We start from the raw sequence: 20284 nt of genomic DNA on the forward strand, positions 1-20284 counted from the left end.
GCGCCCCCCGTCAGTACGGGGGAGGGGCCGGGAGCGTTCACCGGACGGCGCGATTCCGCCCGGCCGGCGGGGTCAGTCCTTGCGGGCCACCCCGCCGAACATGGCGACCTCCTCCGGCTCGGTGTCCCCGCTGTCCTCGGGGCGCCAGCGCGAGCAGGAGACCACGCCGGGCTCCAGCAGCTCCAGGCCGTCGAAGAAGCGGGTCACGTCCTCGGGGGTGCGCTGGGTGAGCTTGGGGGTGCCGTGCTCGTTCCAGAACTTCACCGCCTCGTCCACGTCCGGCATCGACGGGCTGGTGACGGTGTGCGACAGCACCAGATAGCTCCCGGCCGGCAGCCGGTCCACCAGCTGCCGCACCAGGCGGTACGGGTCCTCGTCGTCGCCGAGGAAGATGACCACGCCCAGCAGCATCAGGGCCACCGGCCTGCTGAGGTCCAGGGTCTTCGCCGCGTGCTCGAAGATCGCGTCGATGTTGCGCAGATCCTCGTCGAGATAGTCGGTACGGCCCTCGGGGGTGCTGGTGAGCAGGGCGCGGGCGTGGGTGAGGACCAACGGGTCGTTGTCGACGTAGACGACCCGTGTCTCGGGGGCCACGCTCTGGGCGACCTCGTGCGTGTTGTCGGCGGTGGGCAGGCCGGTGCCGATGTCCAGGAACTGCCGTATTCCGAGGTCGCCGACCAGATGACGCACCGCGCGGCCCAGGAAGAGGCGGTCGTGGCGGGCGTACTCCCCGATGCCCGGGTGCAGTTGGCGGATCTGGTCGCCGGCCGCGCGGTCGACCTCGTAGTTGTCCTTGCCGCCGAGCCAGTAGTTCCAGATCCGGGCGGTGTGCGGCTGGCCGGTGTTGATACGGGCGCGCAGGGACACGGCGACGTCATTGGTGGCGGCGGCCGGGTTGTCGGTCACGGGAGTCAGCTCCTGGGGTGCCTGGGGCGGGCGGTACCGGTCAAGACGCAATCTAGACGCCGGAGTTGCTCCGCGCCGAAGGTCCGCGGCATTGGGGGTGTCCGCGCGACCGCGGCGAGATCCCCTCGTAGACTCGAAGGCATGGACGACGCGCTTGTGACCCGGCTCGGCTCGGGCAAGTACCTGCTGGTCACCAGCTACCGCAAGGACGGCTCCCCGGTGGCCACCCCGGTCTGGGTCGTCCCCGACGGCGACGACGCCCTAGGGGTGTGGACGGCCGCCGACAGCTACAAGGTCAAGCGCATCCGCCGCCGCGCGGACGTCCTGGTGGGCCCCTGCGACATGCGCGGCCGCCCGACCGGCGCCCCGCACCCCGCGCACGCCGAGATCGCCGACCCCGCCACCACGGCCCGCTACCGCACCCTGATCGCCCGCAAGTACGGCCTCTTCGGCCGCCTCACCCTCCTGGGCAGCAAGCTCCGACGCGGCACGGAGGGCACGGTGGGAATCCGGGTGACGTTCCCCGCCTAGCGGGCCGTCGGCCTCAGGTCCACGCCCGGCACGACTCGTCCAGGAGCTGGAAGACCGGTTCGCCGCGTACCGGGTCCTTGGCGGTCGAGAGGCGGACCCGGTCGCCGCTGTGGATGCCGATCGGGGGGCCAATGACGCGGCCGCGTACGACGAAGCCCTCGGCGAGTTCGACGAGGGAGACGTTGCGGGCGGCGGGGCTGTTGCGGTGGACGGTGGTGGAGTGGCGGACCGTGCCGATGCCCTCGCTGCGCTCGGTGCGCAGGTCGCTGCCCTGGCAGACCGGACAGAGGAGCCGGTGGTACATCGCGGTGCCGCACCAGCCGCAGCGCTGGTACTCGATGGAGTCGGCGGGGCGCTCGGTGAGGAGGCCCGCCGAGCCTGCCGGCGGCTGGGCCGTTCCGCTTGAGTGGTGGTACACGCTCGTCAACTCCCCGCACTGGGCCGGAATCCGCTCGTGCCCGATGCCGTGCCACCGTGCACGAGCGACAGCGTATGGCACTCAGTGTCACTCGTAAAGGCACTGCGTACCCTTAATTACCGGCTCTCGCCCTGTGTCGCCTCGAACTGCCGGACCACCTGCCACAGAGGGGTGTCCCGGCGGGCCACCAGCACCACCACGTCGTCGGGGCGCGGGGATTCGGGCGGGAACGGGGACGCGGGCCGGGCCGGCGCGTCGGCGAACGCCGTCTGCACGCAGGCGAGCGCGTGGTCCACGGCCGCCTCCGCGTCCCCCTTGCCGTCCGAACGCAGCCAGGAGCGCAGGGCGTTGTTGTGCGCGGCGACCACCGCGGCCGCGATCACGTCCGCCCGCAGCGTGCCGTCGGGCCGCCCGGCGAACCGCCCGCGCAGATACGCGGCGAGCGCGCGCTCGTAGCGCCAGACGACCGACAGCTCGTACGCCCGCAGCCCCGACACCCGGCGGGTCAGTCGGTAACGCTGGACCGAGAACGCCGGGTTCTCCGCGTACATGCGCAGCACCAGCCGGGCCGCGTCGCACACCCGCCGTACCGGTTCCGTGTCGCTCTCGCCCGCCGCGAGGAACGCGGTCATGTCGGCGAGGCAGCTCTCGTGGTCGGGGAAGACCACGTCCTCCTTGGAGGGGAAGTAGCGGAAGAACGACCGCCGTCCGACCTCCGCCAGCGCCACGATGTCGTCCACCGTGGTCTGCTCGTACCCGCGCTCCATGAACAGCTGGAAGGCGGCCGCCACCAGGGCGTCGCGCATCGGCGGCTTCGCGGGCGGCGCCGCACTGCTGGTGCTCATGGACGGGAACGTAGCATTCGGAAGCTCGCTCTGGCACTGAGTGCAGCCGACAGGCACCCGTGAGGGAACCGAGTGCTTCGGACCGGCCCGGCGATCATCGTCCGTCCTCTGCGACGTAACCTTTCTCCACCCTGTCGGCACCCGGCCCGTACGAGGAGATCCCGTATGCCCTCCGCCCGCCCCCGCCTGCTCTACGTCACCGACCTGGCGTACCCGGCCCGCGGGCGTCGCTACGGCGACGAGGACGTCTTCCTCACCTCCCGGCTGCGCGACCGCTTCGACCTCGCCCTGTGCCACCCGAAGGACGCGGCCGCGCTGATGGACGGCTTCGACGCCGTCGTGGTCCGCAACAGCGGCCCGGTGCTGGGCTACCGCACCGAGTACGACGCCTTCCGCGCCCGCGCGCTGGAGACCGGCACCCTGGTCTACAACCCGCTGACCGGCAAGGCCGACATGGCAGGCAAGGGGTATCTGCTCGACCTCACCGAGGCCGGCCTCCCGGTCATCCCGACCGTCGACCGCGCCGAGGACCTGCACCGGCTGCCCGCCGTCGACCGGTACGTGGTCAAGCCGGCCTACGGCGCCGACTCCCTCGGCCTGCGCACCGTACCGGCGAGCCGCGCGGCCGAGGCCCCGGTCGCGGACGGCTCGGTCCTGGTCCAGCCGCACATCGACTTCGTCCACGAGGTGTCCTTCTACTTCGTGGACGACGACTTCCAGTACGCCCTCTACGCCCCCGACCCCCGCGACCGCTGGGAGCTGAAGCCGTACCGGGCGACCGCCGCCGACCTGGAGTTCGCGCGCGGCTTCATCGACTGGAACGGGCTCGGCCACGGCATCCAGCGCGTCGACGCCTGCCGCACCCTTCAGGGCGAGCTGCTCCTGGTCGAGCTGGAGGACCTGAACCCCTATCTCTCCCTCGACGTCCTCCCCGAGGAGGAGCAGGACGCGTTCGTGGGCACGCTCACCGCGTCCCTGAGCCGCTTCGTGCTCGCGGGCGCCCTGGCCCCGGCGTGACGGGGGCCCGCTGAACGGCGCCGCCCCGCGCTCCGTAATCCCCGGCGAGGGACGGAAGGAGAGCAGCGTGCCGACACCCCCCGATCCCGAACGCCCGCGCCCCGCACGGGTCGTGGAACCCGTACGCGTCCTGCGCGCCCGCCCCACCGACGCACTCGCGGAGCTGATGCGCGAGCTGATGCCGGAACCGGGGGAGGGGGCGTGGAACAAGCCGCGCGCCGAGGCCGAGGAAGACACCGAGGAGCTGCCGCCGGTCCCGGCCGAGGACCCGGCGGCCGCCCCGAGGCCACGCCGTCGGAGCTGGGCCGTGGCAGCGGCCCTGGCGGCAGCCGTCCTCGTCGGCTTCGGCTGCGCCCTCCTGCTCCCCGGCCGGCAGGAACCCACCGCGCACCCCGCGCCGTCCCCCGTCCCCACCACTCCCGCCGCTCCCTCGACGGCGGACCCGGACGGCCCCGGCACCCTCCGCCAGGGCGACTCCGGCCCCGAGGTCACCGAGCTGCGCCGCCGCCTCCTGCGCATCCCCGACGTCTTCCACGACGGCCCCGCCACCGGCCCGTACGACGCCCGACTCGCCGCAGCGGTGGCCCGGTTCCAGCTCTGGTACGGCATCCGGGGCGACGAGACCGGCGTCTACGGCGACGACACGCGCCGCGACCTGGAGTCCCGCACCGGTCCCGGCTGAGCCCTCACTCCTTCGGCAGCCGGATGTCCACCACGCACACGTCGTCGCGGTGCTCGTCCACCAGCATCGTGGCGAGCAGCGAGTCCAGGCTGTCGCCGCCCTGGGTGCGGACCGCGTGGGCGAGCCGGGCGAAGCCCGCGTGGACGTCCTCGCCGGGGCGTTCCACCAGCCCGTCGGTGAACAGCAGCAGCCGGTCGCCGGGCTCCAGCCGGGCCTCGGCCGAGTCGTACACCGGGGTGGCGCTCGCGCCGAGCAGCATGCCGACGGGCCGGCCGAGGAAGCGGGCCGTGCCCCCGCGCACCAGCAGGGGCGGCGGGTGTCCGGCCTGGGCCCAGCTCAGTACGCGGGTCGTGGGGTCGTAGCGGGCCAGCACCATGGTGGCGGTGGAGCGGCCGTCCCGTGAGTCCAGCAGCAGGGTGTTCAGCCGGGTCAGAGCGCCGGTCAGCGAGGAGCCCGTACCCACCATGCCCTTGGCGGTGAACCGGAGTTGAGCCATGGTGGCCACCGCCCCGATGCCGTGCCCCGCCACGTCGCCCACCACGAACAGCGCCATGCTGTCGGAGAGTTCGACGGCGCTGAACCAGTCACCGCCGACCTGGATGCCGGACTGGGCGGGCAGATAGGCGACTTCGACCCGCAGCCCGGCCAGCCGGACCGGTCCGGCCGGCAGCGGGAGCAGCGCGTGCTGCAGCCGGTCCGCCAGCGCCCGTTCGGCCTGGAGCACCCCGCGCTGGAGCAGCATCGCCCGCTCGCTCTCGACCAGCGCGAGTTCGGCGCTGCGCTGGGCGGTGAGGTCCTGTACGAACCCGTGCACCTCGGCCGGTGTGCCGTCCGGCTCGGTCACCGCCTCCGCGACGATCCGCAGATGCCGTACCCCGCCCGGCGCGTCGACGCGGAAGGGTACGTCGAAGGCACGGGCGTGGCGTACGAGTTCGGTGATCGCGGCGCGCAGCGGAGCCGCGTCCTGCGGTGCCACCAGCGCGGGCAGCTCCGCCAGCGGGACCGGCCCGCGCGCCGCGTTGAGACCGAGCACGGCGTAGGTCTGCGCGGACCAGGAGGTCTCGCCGGTGACCAGATTCCAGTTGGCCCAGCCCAGGTTGCCCAGCCGCTGCACGTCCCACAGCCGCTGTTCCTGCCGGTCCACCGGGTCCAGTCGCAGCCAGGTCACCAGCAGCCCGTCGCCCAGCGGCGCCGCCCGCACGGAGTACGTGGCGGTCACCGGTGCGCCGTCCACCACGTCCTGGTAGGCGAACGGCGCGCTCTCGAAGGGCACGCCCGTGCTCAGCGCCGTCAGATAGCCGTGCCACAACTGCTCGCCCGCGACGGTCGGATAGCTCTCGAGGATCCGCCGGCCCAGCATCTCGCGCCCGGTGTTGCCGAACACGTCGACCGCCTCCGGGCTCGCGGCCTCGATCCGGTAGTCCTCGACCGCGCCGGACGCGGCACGCAGCGGGCGCAGCAGGATCGCGGCACCCGGCAGCGCGTCGAGCACCGTCTGCACGTACCCGGTGATCCCGCTCGCCTCGCCGGCCCGGTCCGCGTCGAAGGCCCGCAGCCGCCCCGCGCACAACCGGGCCGCGCCCAGCAGCAGTTGACGTTCGCGGGAGTCGAACGGCCCCTCCTCGGTACGCAGCACGCCGAGCGCGATGCCCGAGCCGGACCCGCCCGGCACCGGCAGCCAGGCCCGCGACAGCCAGCGCTCCGGCGGGTCCCCGAGCAGGTACTGGCGCCGGTCGTCGGCGAGGTTCTCCAGCCAGCGCGGTTCGCCGGTGCGCAGGCACTCCAGCGGGGCGAGCCTGTTCACCTCGGGCATGTGGTGCCAGCGCCCGCCGAGGGCGGCGTCGATGCCCGCGTACCCGATGAGTTCGAGGCCGTCCCCGGGGAGGCGCTGGTAGAGCAGGACCGCGTCGGCGGCCGCGTCCGGGCCCAGGTGGCGCAGCAGAACCCCGGCCAGCTCCTGCGGCGAGCCGACCCGCACCAGGGCCCGGCCCAGGTCGGCCAGGACGTCCGCGAGGTCACCGGGGGCGGTCGGGGCGGGCTTGCGGGAGACGGACGCCGGCTCCGGCAGAGCGGCCGGGTCCGCGTCCGGCGCGATCGGCTTCGGGGGCTCCAGCGCGCCCAGGGTGAGCCAGCACTCCTCGATCAGGGTGCGCCGCCCGGCCTCGGCGCGGGCGAGCAGCTCCTCGTGGGCGGCCTCGGCGGACCGGCCGGTCAGGGCCATCAGCGCGCCCTTGGCGCGTTCCAGCACCGCCGAGGACCCGGTGAGGTCGCGCAGCCGCTCCATCTCGGCGCGCTGCCGGGCCACGACCTTGGCCAGCGCCGCCACATCGGCGCCGAGGCCGGTCTCCACGGCAGGGGTGGGCTCGCTCGTCACGCGATGAGCATGGCACACCCCGGCCGTTCGCTCACTTGTCCGGCACAGCCGTTCCCATCAGGGACGGCGGGCGTCGGGCGGGGTGGGCGGAAGGCGGGGTCAGCGGCCGGTGCCACGGGTGCCCAGCGCCTCGGAGACGGCACGGACACTGCGCGCGATGTGCTGGAGCTGGAGCAGCTCGGCGGCGTACAGCTTGATGGTGTGCTCGATGACCGACTCCGGCAGCCCGAGCATCGGCAGTTCGGCGCGGGCGGTCTGGAGCGCGGTGCGGGCCACCCGGATCTCCTGCTGCACCTGGAGCCCGGCGTGCCGGGCCAGCAGGACGGGGTGCCGGATCAGCGCCGGATAGCTGGCGTAGCGCGCCGGGATCAGCTCGCGCAGCCACTTGGCCGCCGAGCGTTCCCAGTCGTAGCTGCCCGGCTGCTTGACCTGGCAGGGCCAGTCGGGGCTGATCCGCGTGGTGGTGATCGGCATGCTCATCGCTTCCGGAGTGCCTCGTCGTCCGGGAGCAGTATTTATATATGCCAACCGCTTTTCAAGACGGATGAAAACATTCATCCGCACCGATGCGGGAAGATCCGCGCCGGATCAGTCCCGCAGGAAGAACTGCTGCTGGTCGGCGACCTGCTCGTACTTCTCCAGGCGGGCCTGGGTGCGCCCGGGGTCGGCGTCGGTCATCGCCTGGAGCAGCGCGGCGGCCAGCAGGCCGGGAGCGGCGTAGGAGTCGAACACCAGCCGGGAGCCGGTGCCGGTGGCGAAGGTGACGTCGGCCTCCTCCGCCAGCGGGCCCAGCGCGAGATCGGTGACCAGCGCGACCTTCAGCCCCGCCTCCCGCGCGACCCGCAGCGCGGCGAGCGTCTCCTGCGCGTGCCGGGGCATGGCGAAGGCCAGCACCCAGCTGCCGCCCGCCTCACGGGACTGCAGCAGCGCGTCCGACGCCACGCTGCCGCCCCGCGTCACCAGTCGCACATCGGGATGGATGCGCCGGGCCGCGTACCCGAAGTACTCCGCCAGCGAGCCCGAGATCCGCAGCCCCAGCACGGTCAGCGGGGTGGAGCGGGACAGCTCGCGGCCCACCCGGACCACCCGGTCGGGATCGGCCAGGTCGCGGCGCAGATGCTCCAGGTTCTGGATCTCCGCGTCCACCGCCGCCTGCAGCTCGTTCGCCCGGTCCTCCTCACCGGGACCGCCCGCCAGCGCGCCCAGCGCGATCGACTGGAGCCGTTCGCGCAGCGCCGGATACCCGCTGAACCCCACGGCGGACGCGAACCGGGTCACCGACGGCTGGCTCACCCCGGCCCGGTCGGCCAGCTCGGTGATGGACAGGAACGCGGCCTCGGTGAGGTGCTCGATCAGGTACCGCGCCACCCGCCGCTGCCCGGGGGAGAGCCGGGGCCCGTCGAACAGCGCCCGGAGCTGGGAGGTCGGCGCGGCCCCGGCGCCCGTGGCGGGGCCGCCCGAGGTGATCGCAGATGCCTGGGCGCGTGCCTGCTGCGGCGAGGGCACCGGACCGTCGACTTTGTCTCCCACGACGCATCAACATAGCTCACCGTCCCTGGTGGCTCCGCGTGTTGGCCCGGAGGGTCAGCGCCGGTACACCGTGATCGAGTGCCCCACGTCGTCCACCGGCCGGCTCGTGCGGATCAGCTCCGCCAGCCGCCCCCGCGCCTTGGCCGCGGCCGAGTCCGACACCACCAGCAGCCCCCGCACCCGCTCCGGCGGCACCGCGAGCGGAGCCCCGGCGTGGATGCCGTAGTACGACGGGACCCCGCTGCCCTTGTAGACCAGCCACACCCGCTCGCCCGGATACCGCTCCCGCAGCCGGTCCGCTAGGGCGCCGAGGTCCTGGCCCCAGTCCACGTTGGAGTCGTGCAGCAGCCGGTGCGTCCGCGCGGGCCCGCCGAACGCCTCGTTGGCGTAGGGCAGGTAGTACGGGAACGTCCGCAGCGAACTCACCGCCACCCACAGCACCAGCACCCCGGCCAGCGCCTTCGTCCACCGGGGCCGCCAGAGCGTGACGCAGCCCCCGGCCAGCGCCAGGAACACCGGGACGAACAGCGCGTACCGGGTGCCGAAGTCCCGCGCGCCCGTCATCGCCACCGCCAGCAGCAGCGCGGGCGGCAGCAGCAGGTACGGGGCCGCGGGGCGGGGCCGGGGCACCGCCAGGACGGTCACCGCGCCGGCCGCGCCCAGGGCCGTGAGGCCCAGCGGGTTCTTCACCAGGAGGGCCACCGGCAGGTAGTACCAGAGGGCGCCGGTGTACACCCGGCCGAACAGGAAGCCCTCCCACGGGTAGTACTCCATGGCGAACTGCGCCCGCAGCCCGGCGCCGTACGCGGGCGGCAGCGGGAGCAGGTGGCTCACCAGCGCCCGCTTGCCCGCCAGGGGTGGGACGGGCTCGGCGGGCGCGAACCCGAGCCGGGGGTCGACGACCAGATAGGCGGCCCAGACGACGGCGAGCGCCACCGCCAGCACCGCTCCCGCGCCCCCTAGCGCCGACAGGACCCCGCGCCGCCGTCCGGCACCGGCTCGGGCGTGCCACACCGACCAGCCGGCCAGCACCATCAGCAGCGGGATCGCGGGCAGCGCGCTCATCTTCGTGGCCACCGCCGCGCCCAGCGCCGCCCCGGCGAGCGGCACGTACAGCCGGGGCCGGTCCCGGGCCCGCCAGGTCAGCCAGACCGAGGTGAGCAGGAAGACGGTCATCGGCAGGTCCAGCGTGGCCAGCGAGCCGTGTGCGACGACATCGGGGCAGAAGGCGAACAGAGCGAGCGCCACCAGGCCGGCCGCCCTCCCCGCCAGGTCCCGTGCGAAGGCGAACACCACCAGCCCGCCGAGCAGCGTCAGCGCGATCACCGGCAGCCGCGCCCACAGCATCAGCCGCCAGGGATCGTTGCCGGACTCGTAGAGCAGATGGCGGCCCGCCTCGCCCTGGGTGCCGGGGAGGGCGGGGTCGTAGTGCGGGTCGGCCACGGCGACACCGGCCGCGATCAGGAGTTTGCCGAGCGGCGGGTGCTCGGGGTTGTAGCGCAGCCGGTGCTCGTGGAGGTAGTCGGTGGCGGTGACCACGTACACCGGCTCGTCGATGGTGGGCGTCTGCCGGACGGCCGTGGTGACCATCGCCGCCGCCATCTGGGCCAGGAGCAGCGCCACGAGCAGCTGCACCAGCCACCGGCGTTCACGGCGGCGGGGGAGCGGGGGTGCCGGTGCGGGGATCGTCCCGGTCCCGAGGTGTGCGCTCGCCATCATCCGCCCCACGGTGGCACGGGCCGCACCGGTCCCGGTGCCGAACCGCCCCCGCCGGGGCCGTGTCCGCGCACCGTTCCCGCGACCGGCGGTGCCACCGCCCCCGCCGGTCCCCTCGGCGGACCCTCCGCCGCGCACCCACGGATACGAGCCCCGGCGGGCGCCGGTTCAGTCCCGGCCGGGCACGGGCAGCGCCGAGGCCGGTATCAGCAGGTCCGCCCGGTCCCGCGTGGTGGCGATCAGTTCGGCGTTGCGCTGGTCGGTGCCGAGCACCCAGGCCATCGCCGCCGCGTGCTCCTTGCCGAACTCCACGTGCCGGGCCACCAGCCGCCGTACCCGCTCCGGCTCGCCGACCTCGCAGTACCAGACCTCGTCCAGCAGCGGCCGTACCCCGGCCCACGAACCCTCTTGCAGCAGCAGGTAGTTGCCCTCCGTCACCACCAGCCGCGCCGACGGCGGCACCGGGATCGAGCCCGCCACCGGCTGCTCCAGGTCCCGCTCGAAGGCGGGCGCGTACACCACCTCGTCCGCGTCGGCGGGCGTCTCCCGCAGCCGCCGCAGCAGCGCCGCGTACCCGGCCGCGTCGAAGGTGTCCGGGGCGCCCTTGCGGTCCCGTCGGCCCAGCCGGTCCAGCTCGGCGTCGGCCAGATGGAAACCGTCCATCGGGACGTGCGCCACCCAGGGCGGGCCGTCCGCGTTCAGGGCGCGTACGAGGTGCCCGGCGAGGGTCGTCTTGCCCGCGCCCGGACCGCCCGCGATGCCGAGGATCGCGCGCCGCCCGTCCCTGGCCAGGTGACGGGCGCGGAGGAGAAGATCGTCGAAGGTCGGCGGCATGCAGCAGAGTGTGCCACCGGGCGTGCGCGGGGCGACCGCCGGGCGTCCCCATTTCCGCCCGGCACGGCGTGATCGCCGGGCCCGATCCGGGGAAGGGAGCAGGGTATGACTCAGCTCGGACTGCCCGACACCATCCAGGCGTGCCTGTTCGACCTCGACGGAGTCGTCACCAAGACGGCCGTCGTGCACGCCGCCGCCTGGAAGGAGACCTTCGACGCCTTCCTCCGCGACCACGAGGGCCCCGACGCGCGGCCGTTCGACAAGGTCGCCGACTACGACGAGTACGTGGACGGCCGCCCCCGCGCCGACGGCGTCCGCTCCTTCCTGAAGTCCCGGGGCATCGAACTCCCCGAGGGCGCCCCCGACGACCCGCCGGACGCGGGCACCGTGCAGGGCCTCGGCAACCGCAAGAACGAGCTGCTGCTGGAGAAGATCCGCACCGACGGCGTCGAGGCGTACGAGGGCACCCTGCGCTATCTGGCCGCCGTGCGCGCGGCCGGCCTGGCCACCGCGATCGTCTCCTCCAGCGCCAACTGCCAGGACGTGCTGCGCTCGATCGACGCCGAGGATCTCTTCGACGTACGGATCGACGGCGTGGTGGCCGCCGAGCGCCACCTGCCGGGCAAGCCGAAGCCGGACACCTTCCTCGCCGCCGCGAAGGACCTGGGCGTGTCCCCGGAGCGGGCCGCCGTCTTCGAGGACGCGCTCGCCGGGATGGACGCGGGCCGCGCCGGGGACTTCGGATACGTGGTCGGTCTGGACCGTACGGGGCAGGCCGACGCGCTGTACGCGCACGGCGCGCATATCGTCGTGAAGGACCTCGCCGAGCTGGGAGGCAAGCAGTGATCACTGAGCGGGCGTACACGGTCGAGCCCTGGCACGTGCGCGAGACCACCCTCGATCTGGACGTGCTCGCCCAGAGCGAGTCGGTGTTCGCGCTGTCCAACGGGCATGTCGGCTGGCGCGGCAACCTCGACGAGGGCGAGCCGCACGGCCTGCCCGGCAGCTACCTCAACGGCGTGCACGAGGTGCACCCGCTGCCGTACGCGGAGGCCGGCTACGGCTATCCGGAGTCCGGGCAGAGCGTCATCGACATCACCAACGGCAAGATCCTGCGCCTGCTGGTGGACGACGAACCCTTCGACCTGCGCTACGGCCGCCTGGTCTCCCACGAACGCGTCCTCGACATGCGGCGCGGGGTGCTGGAACGCACCTGCGAGTGGACCTCGCCGGCCGGCTCCACGGTCCGGGTGCGCTCCACCCGGCTGGTCTCCCTCACCCAGCGCGCGGTCGCCGCCGTCGCCTACGAGGTGGAGGCCGTCGGCCGCCCCAGCCGGGTGGTGATCCAGTCCGAGCTGGTCGCCAACGAGAGCCTGCCCGAGCCCAACGGCGACCCGCGCGCCGCGATGAGCCTGCGCTCCCCGCTGGAGCAGGAGGACGGCTTCGCGTCCGGGGAGCGGCTGCGGCTGGTGCACCGCACCAAGCGCAGCGGCCTCCGGGTCGCGGTCGCCGCCGACCACGTCGTCACCGGGCCCGGCCGCACCACCAGCCGCAGCGAGAGCGGCATCGACGTCGCCCGGCTCACCGTCACCTCCGTGCTGGAGCCCGGCCACACCCTGCGGGTGGAGAAACTGGTCTCGCACGGCTGGTCCGGCACCCGTTCGCTGCCCGCCATGGCCGACCAGGTGGACGCGGCCCTCGCCGCCGCCTCCCACGACGGCTGGGAAGGGCTGCTGGCCGCCCAGCGCGAGGCCCTCGCCGACTTCTGGGCCCGTGCCGACGTGGAGGTGCACGGCGACGAGGAGATCCAGCAGGCCGTCCGCTTCGCCCTCTTCCACGTCTTCCAGGCCGGCGCCCGCGCCGAGCAGCGCGCCATCCCCGCCAAGGGCCTCACCGGCTCCGGCTACGACGGGCACGCCTTCTGGGACACCGAGATGTTCGTGCTCCCGCTGCTCACCCACACCGCGCCCCGGGCCGTCGCCGAGGCGCTGCGCTGGCGCCACAACACCCTGGACGCCGCCCGGGAACGCGCGGCCCAGCTGGGGCTCGGCGGCGCCGCCTTCCCCTGGCGGACCATCGAGGGCTCGGAGGGCTCCGCGTACTGGCCCGCCGGCACCGCCGCCTTCCATGTGAACGCCGGCATCGCGGACGCGGTCGTGCGGTACGTCGAGGCCACCGGCGACCTCCGCTTCGAGCGCGAGGTGGGCCTTGAGCTGCTGGTGGAGACCGCCCGGCTGTGGCGCTCGCTGGGCCACCACGACCACCACGGCGCCTTCCACATCGACGGCGTCACCGGGCCCGACGAGTACAGCGCGGTCGCCGACGACAACACGTACACCAACCTGATGGCGCGGCAGAACCTGCTCGCGGCCGCCGACGCCGTCGAGCGCTACCCGGACGAGGCGCAGCGGCTCGGCGCCGACGAGGAGGAGAGCGCCGCCTGGCGGGACGCCGCCGAGGCGATGAACATCCCCTACAACGACGAACTCGGCGTCCACGAGCAGAGCGCCGGCTTCACCCGCTACCAGCGCTGGGACTTCGCCGGGACCCGCCCCGAGCAGTACCCCCTGCTGCTGAACTTCCCGTACTTCGACCTCTACCGGAAACAGGTCGTCAAGCAGGCCGACCTCGTCCTGGCGATGTACAGCTGCGCGTCCTACTTCGACGACGAGCAGGTGGCCCGGAACTTCGCCTACTACGAGCCGCTGACCGTCCGCGACTCCTCCCTGTCGGCCTGCTGCCAGGCCGTCATCGCCGCCCAGGCGGGCCATCTGCGGCTCGCCTACGCCTACACCACCGAGGCGGCGCTGATGGACCTGCACGACCTGGAGCACAACACCCGCGACGGACTGCACATCGCCTCGCTGGCCGGGACCTGGATGGCGCTGGTCGCTGGGTTCGGCGGCATGCGGCGGGTGCTGGACGGCCCGGCCGGGATGAGTTTCGCGCCCCGGCTGCCCGAGCGGCTGCGCAAACTCGCCTTCCACCTCCAGTTCCGGGGGCGGCGGCTGCGCGTGGAGATCAGCGGGGACAAGACGACGTACACGCTGCTCGAAGGGCCGCCGCTGATCATCGAGCACCACGGGGAGACCGTCACGCTGGAGACCGACGAGCCCGCCGTGCGGACCGTGCCCCCGCTCACCCCGCGCCCCGCGCCGGAACAGCCGCCGCACCGGGTGCCGAAGGGGCTCTGAGCCCTCGGCTCACCCCTTTCGTGCCCCAGCCGTGTGCCCGGCCACCGCCGTATGGCCGTACGCGGGCGGCGAGGGATGTGGTTCCGCGTTAGTTTGACCTTGATTTCGCTGTGGCGTCCGGTTTCCCCGGGCGTCGGCGACGGGTGCTTCCGTGGAGGGGGAGGGGTGCCGATGACCCAGGACGCTCCCGAAGTTCTTCCCGTTCCGGCCGGCCGTCCGGCGCCGCGCGTGCGGGGTCTCGTCTGGCAGGTGGGCCTGCTGGTCTGCGTCCTGCTCGTCCTCGCCTACCTCACCCAGCGGTACTGGCCCACCGTGCACGACGGCGCGGTGCGGCTCACCGAGGCCGACCGGGGCTGGCTCTGCGTCGGTGCGGTCGCGGCCGTCGGCACCTGGGCGGCCTCCGCGCTCGCCCAGCAGGGGGCCGTCGTCGAGCGGCTGCCCGGGGTACGGCTGGTCGCGGCCCAGTTCGCCGCGTGCGCCGCCAACCATCTGCTGCCCGCCGGGATCGGCGCCGGGGCGGTGAACCTGCGGTTCCTGCTGCGCTGCGGGCTGCCCATGGGCCGCTCCGCCAATGCGCTCGCCGTCAAGGGCGGGGCCGGGGGCGTGTCCAAGCTGCTGCTGATCGCGGCTCTGGTGCCGTTCTGCCCGGGGCTGCTGCGCGTACCCGAGGTGCCGCTGGTCTGGCTGACCGGCGCGCTCGGCGCGGCGCTGCTGGCCACGGCGGTCGCCGCCGGTCCGCTGTGGCCGCGCTGCCGTCGGCTGCTGAGCGCGCTGATGGCCGACGTACGGGCCGTGCACGCCCGGCCGGCGCGCGCGGCGGCCCTGTGGGGCGGCTCCCTCGGCTTCGCCGCGCTGCACTGCTGCGTGCTGGTCGCGGTGGCGCGTGCCGTCGCGCTGCCGCTGCCCGCGCCCGAGGTGGCCCTGCTCTACCTCGCCGCCAGCGGCGCGGCCGCCCTGCTGCCCACGCCGGGCGGGCTCGGCTCGCTGGACGCGGCGCTCGTCCTCGCGCTCGCCACGTCCGGCGCGCCCGCCGCGACGGCCGCCTCCGCCGTGCTCGGCTACCGCATGCTGACCGTCTGGCTGCCCCTGCCGCCCGGCCTGCTGACCCTCGCCGTACTCATGCGCCGCAAGGCGCTGTGACGGAACCTAGGGGAGCAGCTTCTCGATCGCGGCCGAACCCTCCGTCTCCAGCTTGCGGCGGGCCCAGTCCAGGGTCTTCGGCGTGACGTCCCTGCCCGCCGCCATCACCAGGTCCTCCGGGGTGACGTCCCTGGCCGGGGCGGTGTGCAGCAGGGCGTCGGGCGTGCAGTGGTCGTCGATCGACCGGGACTCTTCGGGCGTGGAACTCGACATGATGCCTCCTCCTCCGGATGGGCGCATCCGTGCCGGTGCCGCCGAACGGGGCACCCTCTCACCATCGGCCGCCGAACCGCCGCCCGCATCCGGAGCGGCCTACTCTGGACGGGCAGCCGTACACCACACCGGGAGGCCGCAGCGATGGCCGAGATGCCCTTTCAGCAGGAGACCCGGCAGAGTCGCCGGTATCTGCCGATCGCCGAGCACGGTCTCATCGGGGATCTGCGCAGCGTGGCGCTGGTCGGCAGTGACGGCACCATCGACTGGTACTGCTCGCCGTCCTTCGACGCCCCCAGCGTGTTCGCCGCGCTGCTCGACGCCGAGCGCGGCGGACGGTTCGAGCTGGCGGCCGCCGTCCCGGCGCACACCAAGCAGTTCTACTTCCCCGACACCAATGTGCTGATCACCCGCTTCTTCACCGAGGAGGGCGTCGGCGAGGTGCAGGACTTCATGCCGGTCGGCACCGCGCGCGGCGGGGAGGAGGGCCGGCACCGGCTGATCCGCCGCGTGGTGTGCGTACGCGGCACCGTCCCGTTCCGCGCCCTGGTCGCACCCCGCTTCGGGTACGGCGCCGACCCGCACACGCTGCGCGAGGACGAGGGCCGGCTGGTGTTCGACGCCGGGGAGCGTGCCCTCGCGCTCACCGCCACCGTGGCCATGGAGTGCGACGAGCGGGACGCGCGGGCCGAGTTCAAGCTCGGCGAGGGCGAGAGCGCGGTGTTCGCACTCGACCAGGCGGGCGGCGAGATCGCCCCGCGCGGCTGTGCGCACGCCGAGGCCGAGCACGAGTTCAACGCCACCGTCGACTACTGGCGCCGCTGGCTCGCCCAGTCCCGCTACCGGGGCCGCTGGCGCGAGATGGTGCACCGCTCCGCCCTCACCCTGAAGCTGCTCACCTACGCCCCCACCGGCGCCATCGTCGCCGCCCCCACCACCAGCCTGCCCGAACAGCTCGGCGGCGAGCGCAACTGGGACTACCGCTACGTCTGGGTCCGCGACGCCGCCTTCGCCGTCTACGCCCTGCTGCGGCTCGGCTTCACCGGCGAGGCCGAGGCGTTCATGCGCTTCCTCACCACCCACATCAGCCCCGGCGACGGAGCCGTCGAGGGCCCGCTGCAGATCATGTACGGCATCGACGGCCGCGTCGAGCTGCCCGAGAGCGAACTCCCGCACCTGGAAGGCTACTTGGGCTCCGCCCCGGTCCGCGTCGGCAACGCCGCCGCCCCACAGCTCCAACTCGACATCTACGGCGCCCTGATCGACTCCATCTACCTCTACGACAAATGGGCCCAGCCCATCTCCAGCGCCCAGTGGGACGACGTGTGCCACCTGGTGAGCTGGGTGTGCGACCACTGGGACCAGCCGGACGAGGGGGTGTGGGAGACACGGGGCGGCCGGAAGAACTTCCTGTACTCCCGGCTGATGTGCTGGGTCGCCATCGAACGCGCCATCCGCCTCGCCAACCGCCGCGGCCTGCCCGCCGACCTGCCCCGCTGGCGCCGCGCCCGCGACGACATCTACCGCCGCATCATGGACCGGGGCTGGTCCGAGGAGCGGGGCGCCTTCACCCAGTGCGAGGACAGCGACGTACTGGACGCGTCCCTGCTGATGATGCCGCTCGCCAAGTTCATCGCGCCGACCGACCCCAAGTGGCTCTCCACCCTCGACGCCCTCACCGAGGACCTGGTCTCCGACTCCCTCGTCTACCGCTACGACCCCGAGGCCAGCCCCGACGGCCTGCGCGGCGACGAGGGCACCTTCTCCATCTGCTCCTTTTGGTACGTCGAGGCCCTGGTCCGCGCCGGCCGCGTCGACGAAGCCCGCCTGGCCTTCGAGAAGATGCTCACCTACGCCAACCATCTCGGCCTCTACGCCGAGGAGATAGGCCGCACCGGCGAACAACAGGGCAACTTCCCCCAGGCCTTCACCCACCTCGCCCTGATCAGCGCTGCCTTCAACCTGGACAAGGCACTGGGCTGATCCGGGGGAGCGTCACGGCAGCGGCTGTTCCGCCCAGATGATTTTGCCGGTCGGGGTGTAGCGGGTGCCCCAGCGGTCGGAGAGCTGGGCCACGAGGAAGAGGCCGCGGCCGCCCTCGTCGGTGCTGGCGGCGTAGCGCAGGTGCGGGGAGGTGGTGGTGCCGTCCGAGACCTCGCAGATCAGGGCGCGGCCGCGCAGCAGACGTACCCCGATGGGGCCCCGGCCGTAGCGGATGGCGTTGGTGACCAGCTCGCTGAGGATCAGCTCCGTGGTGAAGGTCAGCTCCTCCAGGTCCCAGTCGGCGAGCTGGCGGGTCACCTTGGCGCGGATCTCCGAGACGGCCGCCGGGTCGGCGGGCACCTCCCACGTGGCGACCTGGTCCTCGCCCAGGACGCGGGTCTCGGCCACGATCAGCGCGACGTCGTCCGTGGGGCGCACCGGCAGCCGGTCCAGGACGATCCGGCAGGTCTCCTCCGGCGAGGCGCCCGGCGCGTGCCGCAGCGCGTCGCGCAGCAGGTCGAGCCCCTCGTCGATGTCCCGCTCCCGGTCCTCCACCAGCCCGTCGGTGTACAGCACCAGCCGGCTGTCCTCGGGCAGCTCCAGGTCGGCCGTCTCGAACGGCAGCCCGCCCAGGCCCAGCGGGGGACCGGCCGGCACGTCCGGGAACTCCACCGTGCCGTCCGGCAGCACCAGCGCGGGCGGCAGGTGCCCGGCCCGCGCGATGGTGCAGCGCCGGGACGCCGGGTCGTACACCGCGTACAGACAGGTCGCGCCGGTGACGGCGGCCGCGCCGTCCTCCGGGGTCTCGTCCTGGTCGAGCCGGGCCACCAGCTCGTCCAGCAGGCCCAGCAGCTCGTCCGGGGGCAGGTCGAGCGAGGAGAAGTTGTGCACGGCCGTACGCAGCCGGCCCATCGTCGCCGCCGCGTGCAGCCCGTGCCCGACCACGTCACCCACCACCAGCGCCACCCGCGCGCCCGGCAGCGGCAGGACGTCGAACCAGTCGCCGCCCACCCCGGACTGCGCGGGCAGATACCGGTAGGCGATCTCCAGGGCGTCCTGCGCGGGCAGCGTACGCGGCAGCAGGCTGCGCTGGAGGGTCACCGCCATGCTGTGCTCGCGGGTGTAGCGGCGGGCGTTGTCGATGGACACCGCCGCCCGCGCCACCAGTTCCTCCGCCAGCGCCAGATCCTCGGAGTCGAACGGCTGCGGCTTCTCCGCGCGCCAGAAGTTCGCCACCCCCAGCACCAGACTGCCCGCCCGCAGCGGCACCGTGATCAGCGAGTGCACGCCGTACGCCAGGATCTGCTCGGTCCGCTCCAGGTCCTGCGCCTGCCAGCCCGGCGCCTCGCCCAGGTCCGGCTCCACCACGGACTGCCCGGTCGCCAGGCTGCGCGCCTGCGGCGAGGTCGGCACGAACCGGATGCGCTCACCCAGCGGATACAGCGGGGCGTCCTTGCGGACACCGCTGAACGCCGACCGCCGCAGCTCGGTGCCCGGCTTCGGCTCCTCGCCCCTGAGCACCGGGTCGAACAGGTCCACCGTGACGAAGTCCGCGAACCGGGGCACCGCCAGCTCGGCCAGCTCCTCCGCCGTGCGGCTCACGTCCAGGCTGGTGCCGATGCCCACCCCGGCGTCGTACAGCATGTTCAGTCGCTCGCGGGCCACCTCGGCGCGGCCGGACAGGGCGCGCAGCTCGGTGGAGTCGCGCAGCGTGGTGACGCTGCCGGGCGGGCCGCCGTCCAGATCGGTGGGGCGCTGGTTGATGGCCAGCAGGCGGTCCTTGACCAGATGCACCTCGTCCGTGGCGACCCGCCCGGAGGCGAGCAGCCCGGCCGTCTCGTCGTCCAGACCCAGGTCCAGCACGCTGCGCGTCTCGGCGTCCTCGGGCAGGTCCAGCAGCCGGTGCGCCTCGTCGTTGGCGAGCAGCAGCCTGCCGCCGTCGCCGACGATCAGCACACCCTCCCGGACCGCGTGCAGCACCGCGTCGTGGTGCTCGTACATCCGGGTCATCTCGTAGGGGCCGAGGCCGTGGGTCTGGCGCAGCAGGCGCCTGCTGACCAGGGCCGTGCCCGCCGTGGCCAGTGCCAGGGCCGCCGCGGCCGCCGCGAGGAGGAGGGGCAGCTGCTGGTCGGCCGCGCCGCCGACGTGCGCGGTGGTGATGCCGGCCGAGACCAGGCCCACCACCTTGCCGCCCGAGTCCCGCACCGGGACGACGACCTGGACCAGCGGCCCGATCGTGCCGGTCAGCTCCTCGACCACCGTCTCCCCGCGCAGCGCGGGCCCGATCGTGCCGACGAACTTCTTGCCGATCCGGTCCGGGTCGGGGTGGGTGTAGCGGATGCCCTGGGTGTTCATCACGACGATGAAGTCGACGTTGGTCGCCTTGCGGGCCGCCTCCGCGCTCGGCTGGAGGATCGCCGTCGGGTCGGGCGTCCGCAGCGCGGCCGCCGTACCGGGGGCGTTGGCGAACGAACCGGCGGCCGAGAGGGAGCGGTTACGGGCCTCCAGACCGCTGTCGTGCCGTACCTGGAGCACCTGCGCCACCACGGCCGAGACGACCAGCAGCAGCACGATCACCACCTGGAGCAGGAACACCTGTCCCGCCAGGCTGCGCCCCGTCGCCTTGGCACGCAGGACACCGGGCGGACCGCCTTCGCCGGCACCGCCCGGATGCCGCGCGCCCAGGGGCGCGCGCGGGTGCCCGAAGGAACGGGGCGCCCGCGGATCGGGTCGGCCGGGCAGTCGCACCATGTGCCCATGTCTACACTGCCGCGCCCCGTCAGGCGAGGCCGTACCCCGAGGTGAAGGGCGTGCTGGCACTGATCCACGCTCACCTGCGCGGCCTCCCGCTCACCCGGTCGGTGGAAACCCGTACGGGATCACCCGAACCGTCCCGGGGGC

Annotated in this window: 17 protein-coding genes; 7 read left to right on the forward strand and 10 right to left on the reverse strand. The window is 73.6% G+C overall.

Translation table 11 applies throughout. The features are described 5' to 3' along the window. Nucleotides 1–72 precede the first annotated feature (72 nt). Nucleotides 73–906, reverse strand: coding sequence for an SAM-dependent methyltransferase (locus D0Z67_RS27870; protein WP_031179363.1), 834 nt, complete (start codon nt 904–906; stop codon nt 73–75). Nucleotides 907–1047: 141 nt separating this feature from the next. Between D0Z67_RS27870 and D0Z67_RS27875 the strand changes: the two genes are divergently transcribed. Further along, on the forward strand, nt 1048–1437 hold the full coding sequence (locus tag D0Z67_RS27875) for a PPOX class F420-dependent oxidoreductase (protein WP_031179364.1): 390 nt from the start codon (nt 1048–1050) through the stop codon (nt 1435–1437). Nucleotides 1438–1450: 13 nt separating this feature from the next. On the opposite strand, the gene D0Z67_RS27880 is transcribed toward D0Z67_RS27875, so the two are convergent. Together D0Z67_RS27880 and D0Z67_RS27885 are read right to left on the reverse strand one after the other, a co-directional pair. Further along, nucleotides 1451–1855, reverse strand: coding sequence for a Zn-ribbon domain-containing OB-fold protein (locus tag D0Z67_RS27880; RefSeq protein ID WP_031179365.1), 405 nt, complete (start codon nt 1853–1855; stop codon nt 1451–1453). Between the two features lie 116 nt (nt 1856–1971). Beyond that, nucleotides 1972–2700: a TetR family transcriptional regulator gene (locus tag D0Z67_RS27885; protein WP_031179366.1), complete on the reverse strand. Its 729-nt coding sequence runs from the start codon at nt 2698–2700 to the stop codon at nt 1972–1974. A gap of 165 nt (nt 2701–2865) precedes the next feature. Between D0Z67_RS27885 and D0Z67_RS27890 the strand changes: the two genes are divergently transcribed. Together D0Z67_RS27890 and D0Z67_RS27895 are read left to right on the forward strand one after the other, a co-directional pair. Continuing rightward, nucleotides 2866–3717 carry an ATP-grasp domain-containing protein gene (locus D0Z67_RS27890; RefSeq protein WP_031179367.1) on the forward strand — a complete coding sequence of 284 codons (852 nt, stop codon included), beginning with the start codon at nt 2866–2868 and terminating at the stop codon, nt 3715–3717. A 67-nt stretch (nt 3718–3784) separates the two neighbouring features. Beyond that, the gene (locus D0Z67_RS27895) at nt 3785–4399 is read left to right on the forward strand and encodes a peptidoglycan-binding domain-containing protein (RefSeq protein WP_031179368.1); all 615 of its coding nucleotides are present in this window, start codon (nt 3785–3787) and stop codon (nt 4397–4399) included. Nucleotides 4400–4403: 4 nt separating this feature from the next. On the opposite strand, the gene D0Z67_RS27900 is transcribed toward D0Z67_RS27895, so the two are convergent. The 5 genes from D0Z67_RS27900 to D0Z67_RS27920 form a co-directional block, all read right to left on the reverse strand. Next, nucleotides 4404–6749, reverse strand: a complete 2346-nt coding sequence (locus D0Z67_RS27900; RefSeq protein ID WP_031179369.1) for a SpoIIE family protein phosphatase — start codon at nt 6747–6749, stop codon at nt 4404–4406. Between the two features lie 123 nt (nt 6750–6872). Next, complete coding sequence (locus D0Z67_RS27905) at nt 6873–7253, reverse strand: hypothetical protein (RefSeq protein WP_031179370.1); 381 nt, start codon at nt 7251–7253, stop codon at nt 6873–6875. A gap of 108 nt (nt 7254–7361) precedes the next feature. After that, nucleotides 7362–8279, reverse strand: coding sequence for a MurR/RpiR family transcriptional regulator (locus tag D0Z67_RS27910; RefSeq protein WP_031179371.1), 918 nt, complete (start codon nt 8277–8279; stop codon nt 7362–7364). 78 nt (nt 8280–8357) lie between these two features. Then, on the reverse strand, nt 8358–10019 hold the full coding sequence (locus tag D0Z67_RS27915) for a phospholipid carrier-dependent glycosyltransferase (RefSeq protein ID WP_051887483.1): 1662 nt from the start codon (nt 10017–10019) through the stop codon (nt 8358–8360). A 168-nt stretch (nt 10020–10187) separates the two neighbouring features. Further along, nucleotides 10188–10853 (reverse strand): nucleoside/nucleotide kinase family protein, encoded by a 666-nt coding sequence (locus D0Z67_RS27920; protein WP_031179373.1) that lies wholly within the window; start codon nt 10851–10853, stop codon nt 10188–10190. Between the two features lie 105 nt (nt 10854–10958). Here D0Z67_RS27920 and D0Z67_RS27925 point away from each other — a divergent pair, with 105 nt between their 5' ends. The 3 genes from D0Z67_RS27925 (at nt 10959) to D0Z67_RS27935 (ending at nt 15187) form a co-directional block, all read left to right on the forward strand. Then, the gene (locus tag D0Z67_RS27925) at nt 10959–11699 is read left to right on the forward strand and encodes an HAD family hydrolase (RefSeq protein WP_031179374.1); all 741 of its coding nucleotides are present in this window, start codon (nt 10959–10961) and stop codon (nt 11697–11699) included. Then, complete coding sequence (locus tag D0Z67_RS27930; RefSeq protein WP_031179375.1) at nt 11696–14047, forward strand: glycoside hydrolase family 65 protein; 2352 nt, start codon at nt 11696–11698, stop codon at nt 14045–14047. The genes D0Z67_RS27925 and D0Z67_RS27930 overlap by 4 nt, the downstream gene beginning before the upstream one ends. A 171-nt stretch (nt 14048–14218) precedes the next feature. After that, a complete protein-coding gene (locus D0Z67_RS27935; RefSeq protein WP_031179376.1) occupies nt 14219–15187 on the forward strand; it encodes a lysylphosphatidylglycerol synthase domain-containing protein in 969 nt (322 codons plus the stop codon). 6 nt (nt 15188–15193) lie between these two features. Here D0Z67_RS27935 and D0Z67_RS27940 read toward each other — a convergent pair whose 3' ends face one another. Next, complete coding sequence (locus D0Z67_RS27940; protein ID WP_030805020.1) at nt 15194–15400, reverse strand: hypothetical protein; 207 nt, start codon at nt 15398–15400, stop codon at nt 15194–15196. Between the two features lie 144 nt (nt 15401–15544). On the opposite strand from D0Z67_RS27940, the gene D0Z67_RS27945 reads away from it, so the two are divergent. Further along, nucleotides 15545–17383, forward strand: a complete 1839-nt coding sequence (locus D0Z67_RS27945) for a glycoside hydrolase family 15 protein (protein ID WP_031179377.1) — start codon at nt 15545–15547, stop codon at nt 17381–17383. Between the two features lie 12 nt (nt 17384–17395). Here the strand turns inward: D0Z67_RS27945 and D0Z67_RS27950 are convergent, their stop codons facing one another. Beyond that, nucleotides 17396–20134, reverse strand: coding sequence for a SpoIIE family protein phosphatase (locus D0Z67_RS27950; RefSeq protein WP_078873040.1), 2739 nt, complete (start codon nt 20132–20134; stop codon nt 17396–17398). Nucleotides 20135–20284 lie beyond the last annotated feature (150 nt).

It is taken from the genome of Streptomyces seoulensis, assembly GCF_004328625.1.
Classification (GTDB): domain Bacteria; phylum Actinomycetota; class Actinomycetes; order Streptomycetales; family Streptomycetaceae; genus Streptomyces; species Streptomyces seoulensis.

Coding starts and splice junctions, on each gene's coding strand:
- D0Z67_RS27875 (WP_031179364.1), top strand. CDS start 1,048: ATGGACGACGCGCTTGTGACCCGGCTCGGCTCGGGCAAGTACCTGCTG.
- D0Z67_RS27885 (WP_031179366.1), bottom strand. CDS start 2,700: ATGAGCACCAGCAGTGCGGCGCCGCCCGCGAAGCCGCCGATGCGCGAC.
- D0Z67_RS27890 (WP_031179367.1), top strand. CDS start 2,866: ATGCCCTCCGCCCGCCCCCGCCTGCTCTACGTCACCGACCTGGCGTAC.
- D0Z67_RS27905 (WP_031179370.1), bottom strand. CDS start 7,253: ATGAGCATGCCGATCACCACCACGCGGATCAGCCCCGACTGGCCCTGC.
- D0Z67_RS27915 (WP_051887483.1), bottom strand. CDS start 10,019: ATGGCGAGCGCACACCTCGGGACCGGGACGATCCCCGCACCGGCACCC.
- D0Z67_RS27920 (WP_031179373.1), bottom strand. CDS start 10,853: ATGCCGCCGACCTTCGACGATCTTCTCCTCCGCGCCCGTCACCTGGCC.
- D0Z67_RS27925 (WP_031179374.1), top strand. CDS start 10,959: ATGACTCAGCTCGGACTGCCCGACACCATCCAGGCGTGCCTGTTCGAC.
- D0Z67_RS27935 (WP_031179376.1), top strand. CDS start 14,219: ATGACCCAGGACGCTCCCGAAGTTCTTCCCGTTCCGGCCGGCCGTCCG.
- D0Z67_RS27940 (WP_030805020.1), bottom strand. CDS start 15,400: ATGTCGAGTTCCACGCCCGAAGAGTCCCGGTCGATCGACGACCACTGC.
- D0Z67_RS27945 (WP_031179377.1), top strand. CDS start 15,545: ATGGCCGAGATGCCCTTTCAGCAGGAGACCCGGCAGAGTCGCCGGTAT.
- D0Z67_RS27950 (WP_078873040.1), bottom strand. CDS start 20,134: ATGGTGCGACTGCCCGGCCGACCCGATCCGCGGGCGCCCCGTTCCTTC.